The organism is Rhodoferax ferrireducens (assembly GCF_031458075.1).
GTDB lineage: Bacteria > Pseudomonadota > Gammaproteobacteria > Burkholderiales > Burkholderiaceae_C > Rhodoferax_B > Rhodoferax_B ferrireducens_A.
This window is the reverse complement of the sequence record NZ_JAVDXT010000001.1, coordinates 214,408-230,683: the sequence shown is the minus strand read 5'-3', so window position 1 is coordinate 230,683 and position 16,276 is coordinate 214,408. Positions and strand designations below refer to the sequence as shown.

11 protein-coding genes are annotated in these 16,276 nt (G+C 64.8%); 6 read left to right on the top strand and 5 right to left on the bottom strand.

What is annotated here, in order from left to right:
- Positions 1–2: 2 nt before the first annotated feature.
- The 4 genes from J2X19_RS01155 to ppc all read right to left on the bottom strand — a co-directional run bounded on the left by J2X19_RS01155 (position 3) and on the right by ppc (position 5,429).
- A complete protein-coding gene (locus J2X19_RS01155; RefSeq protein ID WP_310369868.1) occupies positions 3–404 on the bottom strand; it encodes a Rieske (2Fe-2S) protein in 402 nt (133 codons plus the stop codon).
- Positions 397–1,056, bottom strand: coding sequence for an HAD family hydrolase (locus J2X19_RS01150; RefSeq protein ID WP_310369866.1), 660 nt, complete (start codon positions 1,054–1,056; stop codon positions 397–399). The genes J2X19_RS01155 and J2X19_RS01150 overlap by 8 nt, the downstream gene beginning before the upstream one ends.
- Positions 1,046–2,482, bottom strand: a complete 1,437-nt coding sequence (locus J2X19_RS01145; RefSeq protein ID WP_310369863.1) for a mannose-1-phosphate guanylyltransferase/mannose-6-phosphate isomerase — start codon at positions 2,480–2,482, stop codon at positions 1,046–1,048. The genes J2X19_RS01150 and J2X19_RS01145 overlap by 11 nt, the downstream gene beginning before the upstream one ends.
- Positions 2,483–2,567: 85 nt before the next feature.
- Positions 2,568–5,429 (bottom strand): phosphoenolpyruvate carboxylase, encoded by a 2,862-nt coding sequence (ppc, locus tag J2X19_RS01140; RefSeq protein WP_310369861.1) that lies wholly within the window; start codon positions 5,427–5,429, stop codon positions 2,568–2,570.
- Positions 5,430–5,541: 112 nt separating this feature from the next.
- Between ppc and hemC the strand changes: the two genes are divergently transcribed.
- From hemC to J2X19_RS01120, 4 genes are read left to right on the top strand one after another with little or no spacing between them, the layout of a single operon-like run.
- Complete coding sequence (hemC, locus tag J2X19_RS01135) at positions 5,542–6,474, top strand: hydroxymethylbilane synthase (protein ID WP_310369860.1); 933 nt, start codon at positions 5,542–5,544, stop codon at positions 6,472–6,474.
- A 21-nt stretch (positions 6,475–6,495) separates the two neighbouring features.
- Positions 6,496–7,278: a uroporphyrinogen-III synthase gene (locus J2X19_RS01130; protein ID WP_310369858.1), complete on the top strand. Its 783-nt coding sequence runs from the start codon at positions 6,496–6,498 to the stop codon at positions 7,276–7,278.
- Positions 7,275–8,315: a uroporphyrinogen-III C-methyltransferase gene (locus tag J2X19_RS01125; RefSeq protein WP_116605853.1), complete on the top strand. Its 1,041-nt coding sequence runs from the start codon at positions 7,275–7,277 to the stop codon at positions 8,313–8,315. Before J2X19_RS01130 ends, J2X19_RS01125 begins: the two co-directional genes overlap by 4 nt.
- 2 nt (positions 8,316–8,317) lie before the next feature.
- A complete protein-coding gene (locus tag J2X19_RS01120) occupies positions 8,318–9,601 on the top strand; it encodes a heme biosynthesis HemY N-terminal domain-containing protein (protein WP_310369854.1) in 1,284 nt (427 codons plus the stop codon).
- Between the two features lie 178 nt (positions 9,602–9,779).
- Here J2X19_RS01120 and J2X19_RS01115 read toward each other — a convergent pair whose 3' ends face one another.
- Positions 9,780–12,899, bottom strand: coding sequence for an Rne/Rng family ribonuclease (locus tag J2X19_RS01115; RefSeq protein ID WP_310369852.1), 3,120 nt, complete (start codon positions 12,897–12,899; stop codon positions 9,780–9,782).
- Positions 12,900–13,457: 558 nt separating this feature from the next.
- Here J2X19_RS01115 and J2X19_RS01110 point away from each other — a divergent pair.
- Positions 13,458–14,456 (top strand): RluA family pseudouridine synthase, encoded by a 999-nt coding sequence (locus J2X19_RS01110; RefSeq protein WP_405048581.1) that lies wholly within the window; start codon positions 13,458–13,460, stop codon positions 14,454–14,456.
- An 83-nt stretch (positions 14,457–14,539) separates the two neighbouring features.
- Entirely contained in the window at positions 14,540–16,273 is a 1,734-nt protein-coding gene (pilB, locus tag J2X19_RS01105; RefSeq protein WP_092758170.1) for a type IV-A pilus assembly ATPase PilB, read from the top strand.
- Positions 16,274–16,276 lie beyond the last annotated feature (3 nt).

Below are 16,276 nucleotides of genomic sequence, written 5' to 3'. Positions count from 1 at the left end.
GGTTAAAACTCAACAGGTTGCAATTGGTGGCGAGTATGCCAGTGCACTACGCCGTCCTGCTCGGATAGCGCGATCTTCACCAGCCCGCCACGGCAAGGGCCGCCGCCGCAGTCGCCGGTGTCCGGCCGGTAGGCGGCGCCGTGGGTGGCGCACAGCAGCCATTCGCCGGAGTCGTCGAAGATGCGGTTCGGCTGGTAGTCCAGCTCCATAGGCACATGGGTGCAACGGTTCAAATAGGCGTAGGCCTGACCGTTGTAGCGGATGGCAAAGGCCCGGCAGGACTCGCCCAGGTACATGACATCGAACGGCACGGCATCGCCGCCATCGTGCAAATCGCCTGCATTGCACAAAGGTATGGCTTGCACGGGCAAGACCTCCCGAAAAATCAGCGGGGACTCAGCCATGCTGCCTCAGCCAGTCACGCAGCTCGGCCACCGAATGGGCGATGAAACGCGGCTGCAACGCGTCAAAGGCATCGGTCGGGTGTGCGCCATAGCCCACGCCCACGCTGGCGCAGCCGGCATTCAGCGCCATCTGCAGGTCGTGCGTGGTGTCGCCGACCATCAGGGTGCGCTCAGGCGCCACGCCAAACTCGCGCATCAGCTCGTGCAGCATGCGCGGATGCGGCTTGCCCTGGGTTTCATCGGCGGTACGCGAGCCATCGAACACGCCTTGCAGCTCGACCGCATGCAAAGCCTCGTCCAGGCCGCGGCGCGACTTTCCGGTAGCCACAGTCAGGCTGTGCTGGCGCGCCTTGAGCTCGGCCAGCATAGGCAAGACCCCGTCAAACAAGACAATGTCGTGCTGGTGCGCAATGTAGTGGTGGCGGTAGCGCTCGCCCAGCTCCGCGTGTTTGGATACAGGCACATCGGGGGCGGCATGCGCGAGGGCTGGCATCAAGGCCATGCCGATCACGTAGGACGCGGCCACATCGCTGGGCACGGTGCCCCCCACATCGCGCACCGCTTCCTGGATGCTGCGGGTGATGATGGCGGTCGAATCGAACAGCGTGCCATCCCAGTCAAAAGCAATCAGATCAAATTGTCTAGCGGCCATATACATCTTCAAACCGGACAATATCGTCCTCACCCAGGTAGCTGCCCGACTGCACTTCGATCATTTCCAGCTCGACGCGACCCGGGTTCTCCAGCCGGTGGGTGGTGCCCAGCGGGATATAGGTGGATTCATTCTCGGTCACCAGGAATACCTCTTCACCGCGTGTGACCTTGGCCGTGCCCGAGACCACGATCCAGTGCTCGGCGCGGTGGTGGTGCATTTGCAGCGACAAAGTGCCACCCGGTTTGACCACGATGCGCTTGACCTGGAAGCGTTTGCCGTTGTCCACGCTGTCGTACCAGCCCCAGGGCCGGAACACCTTGCGGTGCAGCTGGCCTTCGGAGCGTCCCTTCTGCTTGAGGCTTTCCACGATCTTCTTCACGTCCTGGGTCTGGTCCTTGTGGGCCACCAGAATGGCGTCGGCAGTTTCCACCACCACGATGTCGTCCACGCCCACGCAGGCGATCAAGCGGCCTTCGGACAAGGCCAGGGTGTTGCGGCAGTTGTGCAGCAGTACGTCGCCCTGGCTCACATTGCCCGCTGCATCCTTGGGCAGCACCTGCCACAAAGCGTCCCAGGCGCCCACATCCGACCAGCCGGCGGCCAGCGGAATCACCACGCCGGGCGGCAAGCCGGCCTGGCCGGAGGCAATCCGCTCCATCACCGCATAGTCGATGGAATCGCTGGGGCAGGTCGAAAAAACCTCTTTGCCGACGCGGACGAACTCGCCATCGGTCTGGCCGGCATCCCAGGCGGTCTGGCAGGCCGCCAGGATGTCGGCCCGGCACACACCCATGGCGGCAAGCCAGACCGAGGCCTGGACCATGAACAAGCCGCTGTTCCAGGAATAGGTGCCCGCATCCAGGTAGCTCTGCGCCGTCGCCTGGTCGGGTTTTTCGACAAACCGGGCGATGGTGGCCGCGCCGCTGTCGCCATAGGCGGCACCGGCCTGGATATAGCCGTAGCCGGTTTCCGGGCTGTCGGGGGTGATGCCGAAGGTGACGATGGCACCGCCGTCCGCCAGCAATGCACCCTGGCGCACCACGGCCTGGAAAGCCGCCTTGTCGACAATCACATGGTCGGCCGGCATCACCAGCAGCACCGGGTCGGCGCCGCCGCGCAGCGCCGCCAGCGCGGCCAGCGTCAGTGCCGGCGCGGTATTGCGGCCGGTGGGCTCCAGCACGATGCTGCCGGGCTGGCCCATCAGGCGCAGCTGCTCGGCAATCACAAAGCGGTATTCCTCGTTGCACACCACCATGGGTGCCGCGATCGTGCCCAGACCCAGGCCTTCGACCCGGCGCACCGTGGCCTGCAGCAGCGAATCGTCGCCTATCAGCGGCAGCAGCTGCTTAGGGTATTTTTCACGCGACAGCGGCCACAGGCGGGTGCCTGAGCCACCAGAAAGCACAACGGGTTGGATCAGCATAAGACTCCACAAGATGAAAAACCAGGGGCCATGCATCGGCCATTGCTTTCATTATTGCAGAGCAACATGCTGAGCTGGCGCGCTTTTACCCCGTATTACGCAAGGCAGCCGCAATGCCGTTGATGGAGATATGGATGCCGGTCTGTACCCGCTCGTCACCCTGGCCAGCCCGGTAACGCCGCACCAGCTCGACCTGCAGATGGTGCAGCGGGTCGATATACGGGAAGCGGTGGCGGATCGAGCGCTGCAGCGCCGCATTGCCCGACAGGCGCTGCTTCTCGCCGGTGATCTGCGACAGCGCAGTCGCCGTGCGATGCCATTCGGACTCGATGCTGCTGAAGACACGCTTGCGCAGCCGTGCATCGCTGACCAGCTCGGCATAGCGCGAGGCCAGCGCCAGGTCGCTCTTGGCCAGCACCATGTCCATATTACTCAGCAGGGTGCGGAAGAATGGCCACTGGCGATACATTTTTTGTAGCACGCCCAGCGCGTCCTTCTTGCCTGCAGCGCCGTTTTCGTTCAAGAACGCCTCGACCGCCGAACCAAAGCCGTACCAACCCGGCAGGGTCAGGCGGCACTGGCCCCAGCTAAAGCCCCAGGGGATGGCACGCAGGTCTTCGATCTTTTGCGAAGCCTTGCGCGAGGCCGGGCGCGAACCGATATTCAGCTCGGCGATCTCGCGGATCGGCGTGGAGTCGAAGAAGTAGGAGGTGAAGCCCGGTGTCTCATAGACCAGCGCGCGGTAGGCCGCCATGCTGGCTTCGGACAGCTGGGCCGCCGTCTTCAGGAACGCCGGCGTGGCCGACTTGGTGGGCTGCAGCAGGGTGGCTTCCAGGGTGGCGGCCACCAGGGTTTCCAGGTTGCGCCGGCCGATCTCGGGATTCGCGTATTTGGAGCCTATGACTTCGCCCTGCTCGGTCAGGCGGATCTGGCCGCGCACCGTGCCCGGTGGCTGGGCCAGGATGGCCTGGTAGCTCGGACCACCGCCACGCCCCACCGTGCCGCCGCGGCCGTGGAACATGCGCAAGGTGATGTTGTGGCTGTTGGCCAGCTGGTCGAACAGGTCGACCAGCGCGATCTCGGCACGGTACAGCTCCCAGTTGCTGGTGAAGATGCCGCCGTCCTTGTTGCTGTCCGAGTAGCCCAGCATGATGTCCTGCTCGGCGCCGCTGCGCTGCACCAGGTCGGCCACGCCGGGCAGGTCGTAGAACTCGCGCATGATGGGCGCGGCATTGCGCAGGTCTTCAATGGTTTCGAACAGCGGCACCACGATCAGGTCCACCGTGGCCTTCTGGTCCAGCGTGCCGTGCATCAGGCCCACTTCTTTTTGCAGCAGCAGCACTTCCAGCAAGTCGCTCACCGTCTCGGTGTGGCTGATGATGTAGTGGCGGATGGCCTGCACGCCATAGCGGGCGCGGGTCACACGGGCGGCCTCGAAGATGGCGATTTCCTTGCACGCGTGCTCGGAATACGGGGCGCCGACCACGCGCAAGGGCCGCGCGTCGTTCAGCAAGCCCATCAGCAGCTTGCGCTTGGCCATTTCATCCAGCGCGGAATAGCTGGACTCGATGCGCGCCACCGACAGCAGCTCGGCCACCACCTCTTCGTGCTTGTCCGAGCTCTGGCGCAGGTCCACCGTCGCCAGGTGGAAGCCGAACACCTCGACCGCGCGGATCAGCGGGTGCAGGCGCTCGGCGGCCAGGGTGGCGCCGTGGTTGGCCAGCAAAGAGGCCTGGATGGTGCGCAGATCGGCCAGGAAATCCTCGGCCAGCAGATAGGCGTTCTGCGGTGCCACCGCATGCCGGGCCGCGTCGCCACCGGTCAGGCTTTTCAGCGTGGCGGCCAGGCGGGCGTACATGCCGGTCAGCGCCAGGCGGTAGGGCTCGTCCTGGCGGTGCACATTGGTGTCGGGTGAGCTTTTGGCCAGGGCCTGCATGGCCGGCGTCAGCCCGACCAGGCCGGCGGACAGCGACAGCTCGCCGCCCAGGTAGTGCACCTCGGTCAGGTAATGGCGCAGGGCCACATCGGCCTGGCGGCGCAAAGCGTATTCCAGGGTTTGCGCGCTGACGTTGGGGTTGCCATCGCGGTCGCCGCCGATCCACTGGCCCATGCGCAGAAAGCTGTGTACCGGGTGGTTGCCCAGCGCGCCTTCCAGCTCGGCATACAGCTTGGGAATCTCGCGCAGGAATGTGGCTTCGTAGTAACTCAGCGCGTTTTCGATCTCGTCGGCCACCGTCAGCTTGGACATGCGCAGCAGCCGGGTCTGCCACAGCTGCATCACCCGGGCCCGCAATTGCACCTCGTTGGCGGCCAGTTCGCGCGGCGCCAACGCGTCCTTGACGCTGAGTGCGCCACGTTCGCGGATTTCGTCACGCAGCGTCAGCAGCCGGGCGATGTCGCGCTCGGCGTCCAGAATGCTCTTGCGCTGGACTTCGGTGGGGTGGGCTGTGAGCACCGGCGACACATAGCTGTGGGCCAGGGTCTGCGCTATTGTTTTAGGAGCTATACCCGCCCATCGCAAGCGCGCCAGGGCCACTTCTATGCTGCCTTCTTGGGTATCGCCGGCACGCTCGTGGACGGCGCGGCGGCGGATGTGGTGGCGGTCTTCGGCCAGGTTGGCCAGATGGCTGAAATAGGTAAACGCGCGGATCACGCTGACGGTCTGGTCGCCGGTCAGGCCTTTGAGCAGCTTTTTCAGCGCCTTGTCGGCATCGGTATCGGCATCGCGGCGGAAGGCCACCGACAGCTTGCGCACCTGCTCGACCAGCTCGAATGCGGGTGCACCCTCTTGCTCGCGAATCACATCCCCCAGGATGCGGCCCAGCAAGCGAATGTCTTCCACCAGAGGGCGCTCATTGTCCTTGGCACGGGCCGGACGGGCGGGTTGGGACGGGCCTGGCGGGACGCGTTTGGGGGCGCTGGAGCTGGGGGAATCTGCCGTTGACATACGTAAACTTCCTAGGTGGGCGAAACAAAGAGGCGGGCAGGCCGCATGCTAGCATCGACCTCCCCCCGAAACGCCCGCTATTTCTTCCAAAAATTACCAACAGGTTACCGGTTTGAGTACACCGTCCACGTCCTCTTTGGACTCCTTGAAGATCGTCATCGCCACCCGCGAAAGCCGGCTGGCCCTGTGGCAGGCCGAGCACGTCCAGGCCCTGCTGCAACAGCGCGGCCATACGGTCACCCTCTTGGGCATGACCACCCGCGGCGACCAGATCCTCGACCGCTCGCTGAGCAAGGTCGGCGGCAAAGGCCTGTTCGTCAAGGAGCTGGAAATCGCCCTGGAGGAAGGCCGCGCCGACATCGCCGTGCACTCCCTGAAAGACGTGCCCATGGACCTGCCCGAAGGCTTTGCCCTGGCCTGCGTGCTGGAGCGCGAAGACCCGAGCGATGCCTTTGTCTCGAACCGCTACGCGACCCTGGCCGATGTGCCGCAGGGCGGCGTGGTCGGCACCTCCAGCCTGCGCCGCACCGTACTGCTGCGCGCGCTGCGGCCGGATCTGCAGATCGCCCCACTGCGCGGCAACCTGGACACCCGGCTGCGCAAGCTCGACGAAGGCCAGTTCGACGCCATCGTGCTCGCGACTGCTGGTCTGCTACGACTCGGCCTGCCGGAGCGCATCCGCAGCCGCTTCGCGTCCAGCCGCATGCTGCCCGCCGCCGGCCAAGGCGCGCTGGGCATAGAAATCCGCGCCGACCGCACCGATCTGGTCGCCGCCCTGGCCCCGCTGGCGCATACCGCCACCTGGCAGGCCGTGGCCGCCGAGCGCGCCGTCAGCCGCAGCATGGGCGGCAGCTGCTCCATGCCGCTGGCCGCCTATGCCACCTGGCAGGGCGACCAACTGCACATAGACGCGGCCTGGGGCGATGCCGAGCAGCCCGCCCCCCTGGTGACCGCCAGCGCGCAGGCCGCCATCACCGACCTGGCCAGCGCCACCGCGCTGGGGGAGCAGGTCGCCGCCCAGCTGCGCGCCGGCGGCGCCCGCTAGCCGCCACCCGTCCCTCAGGCCATGCACGCCATCGTCACCCGCCCCGCGCAGGACGGCCTGCGCTGGGTCCGCGAGCTGGCGGCCCTAGGGATACGCAGCACCGCCCTGCCCCTGATCGATATTGGCCCGGCCGCCGATGCGCAGCCGGTGCGGCAGGCCTGGCAGCAGCTGGCCAGCTACCAGGCGGCCATGTTTGTCAGCGGCAATGCGGTCCAGCATTTTTATGCATTAAATCGGCCTCTAGCGCAATCTATGCCATCGCAAGCAGCTATTAAAACAAGAGCATGGGCTACCGGCCCCGGCACCGTGGCTGCATTGCGCCAGGCGGGCGTAGAACCTGCGCAGATCGACGCGCCGGATGCCGCTGCCGGGCAATTCGACTCCGAAGCCCTGTGGCACATCGTTGCCCCCCGCGTGCAACCCGGCAGCCGGGTGCTGATCGTGCGTGGCGGCGACCACACCGGCGAAAGCGCCGGCCGCAGCTGGCTGGCCGAGCAGTTGGCCGCCGCCGGCGCACAGGTCGACACGGTGGTTGCCTATGAGCGCCGCCTGCCGGTGTTCAGCGCCGCCCAACTGGCCCAGGCACACCAGGCCTGTACCGATGGCAGCGTCTGGCTGTTCAGCAGCTCCGAAGCCATAGCCCATCTGCAAACCCTGCTACCGGGCCAGGATTTCCGCCCGGCCCGCGCCGTCGCTACCCACCCGCGGATCGCACAGGCCGCACGGGCTGCGGGTTTTGGTGTTGTTTGCGAGTCACGCCCGACTCTGGCCGAGATAGTGGCCTCGATAGAATCACTCGCATGAATGCCGAGCTGCCCCCTGAATCTGCCGCCCCGCCAACCCCACCGGTGACACCACCGGCCAAGGGCTCCAGCAAATCCACGCTGGTCGTGGCGGGCGTGGCCGTGCTGGCCCTGGCCAGCAGCGGCCTGCTGTGGCAAAAGCTGTCCAGCATCCAGGAACACCTGGCGCGCCAGAGCGCCGACGCTGGCGCGCAAGCGGTCGAGGCCCGCACCATGGCCCGCCAGGCGCAAGACCAGGCCCGCGAGACCGCCGCCCGCCAGGCCGTTACCGATGCGCGCATCAGCGAAACCACGCTGCAGCGCTCCCAACTCGAAGACCTGATGCAAAGCCTGTCGCGCTCGCGCGACGAGAACCTGGTGGTCGACATCGAATCCTCGGTGCGGCTGGCCCAGCAGCAGGCCCAGCTCACCGGCAGCGTCGAGCCCCTGCTGGCCGCCCTGAAGACCGCCGACGACCGCGTCAGCCGCGCCGCCCAGCCGCGCCTGGCGCCGCTGCAGCGCGCTATCGCCCGCGACACCGACCGCATCAAGTCGGCCAGCACCACCGACACCCCGGGCCTGCTGATCAAGCTCGACGAACTGGTACGCCAGGTCGACGAACTGCCCACCGTCAACGCTGTGGTGGCAGCCTCCGCCGTAGGCGCGGGCACAAGCGCCAGCGGACCGGCGGCCAGCGAGTGGTGGCAGCGCTGGCTGGACCTGGTGCACCAGGAAGCCCGCAAACTGCTGCGCGTCAGCCGCATCGAGCAGCCCGAAGCCGCGCTGCTGTCGCCCGAGCAAACCTTCTTCCTGCGCGAAAACCTCAAGCTCAAGCTGCTGAATGCCCGGCTCGGCCTGCTGGCCCGGCAGCTCGAATCCTCGCGCACCGACCTGGCCGCGGCCACTGCGGCGCTGAACAAGTACTTCGACCCCAGCTCGCGCAAAACCCAGAACATGGCCACCTTGCTGCAGCAGGTTCAAAGCCAGATGAAGAGTGCCGAGTTGCCGCGGGTGGATGAAACCCTGGCCGCCCTGGCCACTGCGGCGGCGGGGCGCTGAGCATGCGCGCGATTGCCTGGCTCCTGGCCCTGTTCGGTGTGGCCGTTGCGGTAGCGCTGCTGGCTGGCAACAACCAGGGCACCATCACCGTCTTCTGGCCGCCTTACCGGGTGGACCTGTCCTTGAACCTGGTGCTGGTGCTGACGGCCGCGCTGTTTGTGGTGCTGCACCTGGCCTTGAAGGCCCTGTCGGCACTCTTCTCCATGCCGCAGCAAGCCCAGCGCTGGCGCCTGCAGCAAAAAGAGCGGGCCACCCATACGGCCCTGCTGGACGCTTTCTCGCACCTGCTGGCCGGCCGCTTTCTGCGCGCCCGCAAAGCCGCCGAAGCCGCCTTGCGCCAGGAAAAAGCCTTGCTGACCAGCGGCCATCCGCTGGCCCATGGCGACAAGCTGCGCGCACTCGCCCATCTGATCACCGCCGAAAGCGCCCAGTCGCTGCAAGACACCGCCGTCCGCGATACCCATATGCAGCTGGCCCTGGACAGCACGGCGCAGCGCAACACCCTGGAAACCCAGGAAACCCGCGAAGGCGTGCAGCTGCGCGCCGCCCACTGGGCCCTGGCCGACCGCGACGCCGATGCCGCGCTGCAATGGCTGGACGCCCTGCCCCAGGGCGCGGCCCGCCGCACCCTGGCTTTGCGCGTGCGCCTGAAAGCCAACCGTCTGGCACGCCAGACCCTGCCGGCGTTGGAAACCGCCCGCCTGCTGGCCAAGCACCGGGCGTTCTCGCCAGCCGCGGCCCAGAGCATTCTGCGCGGCCTGGCACTGGAACTGGTCAGCAGCGCCCATGACCCTGCGCAACTACAGCGTGCCTGGGCCGAGCTGGAAAGCACCGAACGCCTGATGCCCGATGTAGCCATCCAGGCCGCACACCGCCTGGCCACCCTGCAGGGGGATGCCGGCCTGGCCCGCCAGTGGCTGCTGCCGATCTGGGAACAACTGGTGGCCCACCCCGAGCAAGAGCACGCCTACAGCATCAAGCTGGTGCGGGCGCTGGAAGCCGGATTTGCAGTGTCCGACAACGCGGTAGACCTGCCCTGGCTACACCGGATTGAAGCCGCCCAGCAGCGCAACCCACGGGATGCGAATCTGCAGTACCTGGCGGGCATCGCCTGCCTGCGCCACCAGCTCTGGGGCAAGGCCCAGCAACTGCTGACACAAGCGGTGCACCAGCTGGGCGACGCCGGGCTGCAGCGCAGCGCCTGGCGCGCACTGGCCGACCTGGCCGAACAACGCGGCGACACGGCCGCTGCGCAAGAAGCCTACAAGCGCGTCGCCGCAACCTGATAGTTAACCCCAGACCCCGGGACATGCCCCCTGGTCTACTAGGCTGACAGAGATGGTGACCTGCCCACCACATCCGGCGACCAGCCCCTAGGCCCCGCGTCAGACCAGTCGGCATCCACTCCGTACAAGCCAAAAAAATGGACCCGAAGGTCCATTTCTTGTTGGCAGGCTGAACTGCTTAGAACGGCAGATCCATGCTGCGCAGATCGCGCTTGGTTTCCACCATCACCAGTGGCTCGGCTTGCGCTACCACGATGGGAGGACGCACCCGCGGCACGTGCACCGGCTGGGGTTCAGCAGCGATCGCGGCCTGGACGGCAGCGGCGCGCTCCGGGTGGGTACCCACCCATTGCAGACCCGAACTCTGGGCCAATTGGTCCAGCTCCGCCGTAGGCAGAGAGAAAGCCGGCATCTTGGGCGCTGCTGCTGGTGCTGCTACCGGTGCGACGACGCTCACAACCACTTCAGCGGCTGCGGGCGCGACGGGCGCACGTTCCTGCACCACTTCCGCCACCTCAGGGGCAGCGGCCGGAGCCACGGCCACCGAGCGCTCCACCAGGGATTCGGCTTGCGGCTCCACAGGGTTGGGCACGAAAGCCGCAGGCTCACCCGCGTTGTCGCGCGGCGCACGGTCCTTGCGGTCACGGCCATAGCGGTCGCGTGAACGCTTTTCACGGCGCTGGGGCTCTTCACCTTCGGGGCGGGCTTCATTGCCAGCTTCGCCAGCCTCGGCCACCACCGGGGCGCCTTCAGCGTCGGCAACCGCCGGCTTGGCGGCTGCGAAGTAGGAAGGACGCTCTGGGCGCTCAACCGCCTCAACTTCTGGCGCACGGGGTTCACGCTCGGCACGCGGTTCGCGGTCCTGGCGAGGCTCACGCTCCGCACGGGGTTCGCGTTCAGCACGCGGCTCACGCTCGGGGCGGGGGGCACGGCCCGATTCGGCTTCGGCGGAAGGTTCGCGCAGGTCGGGACGCGGCTCGTCCTGGCGGTCCCGGCCGGCTACGCCGTCTTCTCGGTTGCCACGGCCGCCACGGCCACCACGCGAGTTGCGTTCACCACGCTCACCCGCATTGCGGGGGGCGCGCTCGGCACGGGGCTCTGAACCCGTAGCATCAACGCTGACGGCACCGGCTTCGGTCACTACGCCGGCTTCGCCCTGGGACACCAAGGCCTGGCTGTCTGCCTCGGAACGCTCACGCGGACCCTGCTGGCGGTCGCCACGACCACGGCCACCGCGGCCACGGCCTTGGGCATCGGCAGCACCTTCGACACGCTCCGGGCGCTCGGCGCGCTCAGGACGGTCTGCGGCATTGCGCGGACCACGGTCCGGACGGGCTTCCTGGCCCTCACGGGCTTCGGCATTACGGGGACCACGGCCACCGCTGCGGCCCTCGCCACGCTCAGTACGACCTTCACGACTTTCTGGCGCTTCATCGCGGCCGCCACGGCCACCGCGACCGCCGCGGCTGGAGCCCTCGCCGCGTGCATTGCGGCCTTCACGGCGCTCTTCGGTCTTGGCTGCTACCGGCGCTGGGGCGGGTGCTGGAGGCACGACGACCGGCGCAGGCGCGGCACCAAACAGACCTTTGAGCCAGCCAAAGAAACCTGTCTCGACCGGTGCTGCCACCGGTGCGGGCGCGGCCACCACGGGCGCAGGTGCTGGGGCCACGGCTTTGGGCACGGCTTGCGGTGCGGGTGCATCGGGCAGTACGCCCTTGATCACCGGGGTTTGCTTATTGGTCGGCTCTTGCGAACGGCGCGTCACCGAGGTGGCATCGTCCACCACGTCGGCCATCTTGTAGCTGGCTTCGATGTGGTCCAGGCGCGGATCGTCGTGCTTCAGGCGTTCCAGCTTGTAGTTCGGCGTTTCCAGCGTCTTGTTCGGCACCATCAGCACGTTGATGCGCTGCTTGAGCTCGATCTTGGCGATTTCGGTGCGTTTTTCGTTCAGCAGGAACGAAGCCACGTCAACCGGCACCTGGCACATCACCGAAGCGGTGTTGTCCTTCAGCGACTCTTCCTGGATGATGCGCAGGATCTGCAGCGCCGAGCTTTCGGTATCGCGGATGTGGCCCGAGCCGCCGCAGCGTGGGCAAGGAATCGAAGCGCCTTCGCTGAGCGCCGGGCGCAGGCGCTGGCGGCTCATTTCCATCAGACCGAATTTGCTGATGGTGCCGAACTGCACACGCGCGCGGTCCTGGCGCAGCGCGTCGCGCAAGCGGTTTTCCACGTCGCGGCGATTGCGGCTTTCTTCCATGTCGATAAAGTCGATCACGATCAGGCCGCCCAAGTCGCGCAAGCGCATCTGGCGCGCCACTTCTTCGGCGGCTTCCAGGTTGGTGCGGGTAGCGGTTTCCTCGATGTCGCCGCCGCGGATGGAGCGGGCCGAGTTCACGTCCACCGAGACCAAAGCCTCGGTGTGGTCGATCACGATGGCGCCACCGCTTGGCAGCTGCACAGTGCGCGCGTAGGCCGATTCGATCTGGTGTTCGATCTGGAAACGGCTGAACAGCGGCGCGTCGTCGCGGTAGCGCTTCACGCGGGCGGCGTGCTCAGGCATCACATGGGCCATGAACTGCTGGGCCTGTTCGTACACGTCGTCGGTGTCGATCAGGATGTCGCCGATGTCGTTGTTGAAGTAGTCGCGGATGGCACGGATTACCAGGCTGGATTCCTGGTAAATCAGGAACGCGCCCTTGCCCGACTTGCCGGCACCGTCGATCGCGGTCCACAGCTTGAGCAGGTAGTTCAAGTCCCACTGCAGCTCAGGGGCGCTGCGGCCGATACCGGCGGTGCGGGCAATGATGCTGGAGCCGTTCGGGTATTCGAGCTGGTCCATGGCTTCTTTGAGCTCGGCCCGGTCGTCGCCTTCGATGCGGCGCGACACGCCGCCGCCGCGCGGGTTGTTCGGCATCAGCACCACGTAGCGGCCGGCCAACGACACAAAGGTGGTCAGGGCTGCGCCCTTGTTGCCGCGCTCTTCTTTTTCGACCTGGACCAGCAGCTCCTGGCCTTCACGGATCACATCGCTGATGCGCGCCTGGTTGACCGGCACGCCCTGGGTGAAATACTGCTTGGAGATTTCTTTGAAAGGCAGAAAGCCGTGGCGGTCTTCGCCGTAGTCGACGAAACAGGCTTCCAACGAAGGCTCGACGCGGGTGACGACGGCCTTGTAGATATTGCCCTTGCGCTGTTCGCGCCCCTCGATTTCAATTTCGTAGTCGAGCAGTTTTTGCCCGTCCACAATCGCTAGCCGACGTTCTTCCGACTGCGTTGCATTAATCAGCATCCGTTTCATGGTGCGTTTCCTTTGACTGGACCACAAAGGGTCCAGAAATGTTCTTCAATTCAATATGGCCCAAATTGAGCCTTTTGATGCCTGAACAGACGCATGGAAACAACCGGAATGACCGCAAGACTGCACTAGGTAAGCGTTGGCTTACAGGGTGACAGAGGGGGTATGGGGACGAAAGCGAGGAAGGTGGTGGGCAGAATAGCTATTGAATTCATAGCTACTCGCGCATAGTAGATGTGCACTAGGGGCGATTCCATGCCAAAGACCGGGGCTATGAGCCACCGCCAGCAGGTTTGAACCATCACCATCAGCACAAGAGTTCTCGTTTCGATCCGTTGAGCCACCTGGGCACTACGTAGAACGTATTGGCACAGGTCGACAATTTGGGGGTATTCCGTATCCGTATTTCCATCGCGTCAGCCCGCCTCATCAGCGTTTGCGGCCACCGGCGCTAGGTTCGCGCGGCTTGGCAGCAGACAGCCTGGAGTGGCATCGACCTCGCAGCGTTGTCGGTGTTGTGCTCTAAACTGTGGTGAATCAAGCACTTACGACGCGACGCTGGTGAAAAATATTATAGGTGCTAACCACCCACCCCCCATGCCTGAAGTCAAATTCATTACGGTGGACCCCGACGATGCCGGCCAACGGCTCGACAACTTCCTGATGCGCCACCTCAAAGGCGTTCCCAAAACCCATGTTTACCGCATCATCCGCAGCGGCGAAGTACGGGTCAACAAAGGCCGTGCGGCTGCCGACACCCGCATTGCCGGTGGTGACGTGGTGCGGCTGCCGCCGACCCGGATTTCCGAACGGGTCGCCGAAAAGGCCGAAGCCATGGCCAGCGCCCCAGCCCCCGCGCGCGAATTCCCGGTGCTACTAGAAGACGAACACTTGCTGGCCATCGACAAACCGGCCGGTGTGGCCGTGCATGGCGGTAGCGGAGTGAGCTTTGGGGTCATCGAACAGTTGCGCATGGCCCGCCCCAAGGCGCCCTTTCTGGAGCTGGTGCACCGGCTGGACCGGGAAACCTCGGGCATCCTGCTGCTGGCCAAAAAGCGCAGCGCACTGAAGAACCTGCAAGACCAGTTCCGCGAACGCGAAACTGGCAAGACCTATCTGGCCCTGGTGCTCGGGCACTGGCCGGTCAATAAGAAGGTATTGGACAAATCTTTACACAAGTACCTGTTGGCGAACGGGGAGCGCCGGGTCAAGGTGGTGGCCCGGGACGACCCGGACGGCATGCGCTCGCTCACACTGGTGAAGGTGGCCCAGCACTTTGCCGGCTTCAGCCTGCTGGAGGTGACCATCAAGACCGGCCGCACCCACCAGATCCGCGTGCACCTGGCTTCGGAGGGATTTCCGATTGCCGGTGACGACAAGTATGGCGACTTTGAGGCCAACAAGGCCTTGGTGAAGCAAGGGCTCAAACGCATGTTCCTGCACGCCTGGCGTTTGCAGTTGAGCCACCCCGCAAGTGGGGCGAGTGTGGAGCTCAACGCCGCGCTGCCCAGCGAGTTACAAAGCTTTATCAGCACCCAATCTGATAGCAGCAGCCCCTGAATAGGTGCGGCTGCGCCATTTACAGCCGCCACTGAATCGGTGATGATCCGGTTACCTTTTGCTACCTGCTACATTTTGGGCTTATGGCCGCTGTTGAACCCTTCACCAAAGAAACCTCTACCGTAGCGCTTCCCGGCCTGGGAAGGGTTTTGATTTCTGCCGGAAAGTTAGGGCAAAAGTCGGCCGAGGACATTTACCGCAAAGCCCAGAGCAACCGTACCAGCTTTATTGCCGAGCTGATGACCTCGGGCGTGGTCTCGGCATCGGACCTGGCACATACCATGTCCACCGCGTTCGCAGCCCCCTTGCTCGACATTGATGCGGTAGACCGGGAACGCCTGCCCAGAGACCTGCTGGACGGCAAAATCTGCCAAGCCTACCGCGTGGTGGTGCTGAGCAAGCGCAACAACCGCCTGATCGTTGCCACCGCCGACCCGTCCGACCAGGAAGCCGCGGAAAAGATCAAGTTCTCGACCCAACTGGGGGTGGACTGGATCATTGCCGAGTACGACAAGCTGTCCAAGATCGTGGACGCCAACTCCGTCTCTGCCAATGAAGCCATGGGCAACATCATCGGCGGTGATTTTGACTTCGACGACACCAATATGGGTGTGCCGGAAGAAGCCGCGGAAATCAATGCGAACGAGGTCGAGGATGCCCCGGTCGTCAAGTTCCTGCACAAGATGCTGCTCGACGCGTTTGGTATGCGGGCTTCGGACTTGCACTTTGAGCCCTACGAGCACAACTACCGTGTGCGCTTCCGGATCGACGGCGAGTTGCGCGAAATCGCCTCGCCACCGGTAGCCATCAAGGACAAGCTGGCTTCGCGCATCAAGGTGATCTCGCGACTGGATATCTCCGAAAAGCGGGTGCCGCAAGACGGCAAGATGAAGCTCAAGATCGGCCCTGACCGGGTGATCGACTTCCGCGTTAGCACCTTGCCCACCCTGTTTGGCGAAAAGATCGTGATCCGGATTCTGGACCCGAGCAGCGCCAAGCTGGGTATTGACGCACTGGGCTACGAGCCCGAAGAAAAAGAGCGGGTCATGCATGCGATTGGCCGGCCCTACGGCATGGTACTGGTCACCGGCCCCACGGGTTCGGGCAAAACCGTGTCGCTCTACACCTTCCTGAACTTGCTGAACAAGCCTGGCGTCAACATTGCCACGGCAGAAGACCCGTCCGAAATAAACCTGCCGGGGGTCAACCAGGTCAATGTCAATGACAAGGCGGGCCTGACGTTTGCCGTCGCGCTGAAATCCTTTCTGCGCCAGGATCCGGACATCATCATGGTCGGCGAAATCCGGGATCTGGAAACTGCCGATATCTCCATCAAGGCCGCGCAAACCGGCCACTTGGTGCTGTCCACTCTGCACACCAACGACGCCCCCACCACATTGACGCGGATGCGCAATATGGGTATTGCGCCGTTCAATATCGCGTCCAGTGTGATCCTGATCACGGCCCAGCGCCTGGCGCGGCGCTTGTGCCCGGTGTGCAAGGCGCATATCGAGATTCCACAGAAAACCCTGCTGGAGTCTGGCTTTGAAGCCGAAGAACTGAATGGCTCCTGGAAACCTTATGGCCCGATAGGCTGCAATGCCTGCAATAACGGCTACAAAGGCCGGGTCGGTATCTACCAGGTGATGCCGATTTCAGACGAAATCCAGCGCATCATCCTGCGCGATGGCAGTGCCATGGATATTGCCGAACAAGCCAGAATCGAAGGCGTGCGCACTCTGCGCCAGGCCGGTTTGCACAAAGTCAAGCTAGGGTTGACCTCGCTGGAAGAAGTGCTCGCCGTGAGCAATGAATAGACC

Bases quoted from the DNA above. Each gene is read 5' to 3' on its own strand.
- J2X19_RS01145 (WP_310369863.1), bottom strand. From the start codon at position 2,482: ATGCTGATCCAACCCGTTGTGCTTTCTGGTGGCTCAGGCACCCGCCTG.
- J2X19_RS01120 (WP_310369854.1), top strand. From the start codon at position 8,318: ATGCGCGCGATTGCCTGGCTCCTGGCCCTGTTCGGTGTGGCCGTTGCG.
- J2X19_RS01155 (WP_310369868.1), bottom strand. From the start codon at position 404: ATGGCTGAGTCCCCGCTGATTTTTCGGGAGGTCTTGCCCGTGCAAGCC.
- J2X19_RS01125 (WP_116605853.1), top strand. From the start codon at position 7,275: ATGAATGCCGAGCTGCCCCCTGAATCTGCCGCCCCGCCAACCCCACCG.
- J2X19_RS01115 (WP_310369852.1), bottom strand. From the start codon at position 12,899: ATGAAACGGATGCTGATTAATGCAACGCAGTCGGAAGAACGTCGGCTA.
- J2X19_RS01130 (WP_310369858.1), top strand. From the start codon at position 6,496: ATGCACGCCATCGTCACCCGCCCCGCGCAGGACGGCCTGCGCTGGGTC.
- J2X19_RS01150 (WP_310369866.1), bottom strand. From the start codon at position 1,056: ATGGCCGCTAGACAATTTGATCTGATTGCTTTTGACTGGGATGGCACG.
- ppc (WP_310369861.1), bottom strand. From the start codon at position 5,429: ATGTCAACGGCAGATTCCCCCAGCTCCAGCGCCCCCAAACGCGTCCCG.
- pilB (WP_092758170.1), top strand. From the start codon at position 14,540: ATGGCCGCTGTTGAACCCTTCACCAAAGAAACCTCTACCGTAGCGCTT.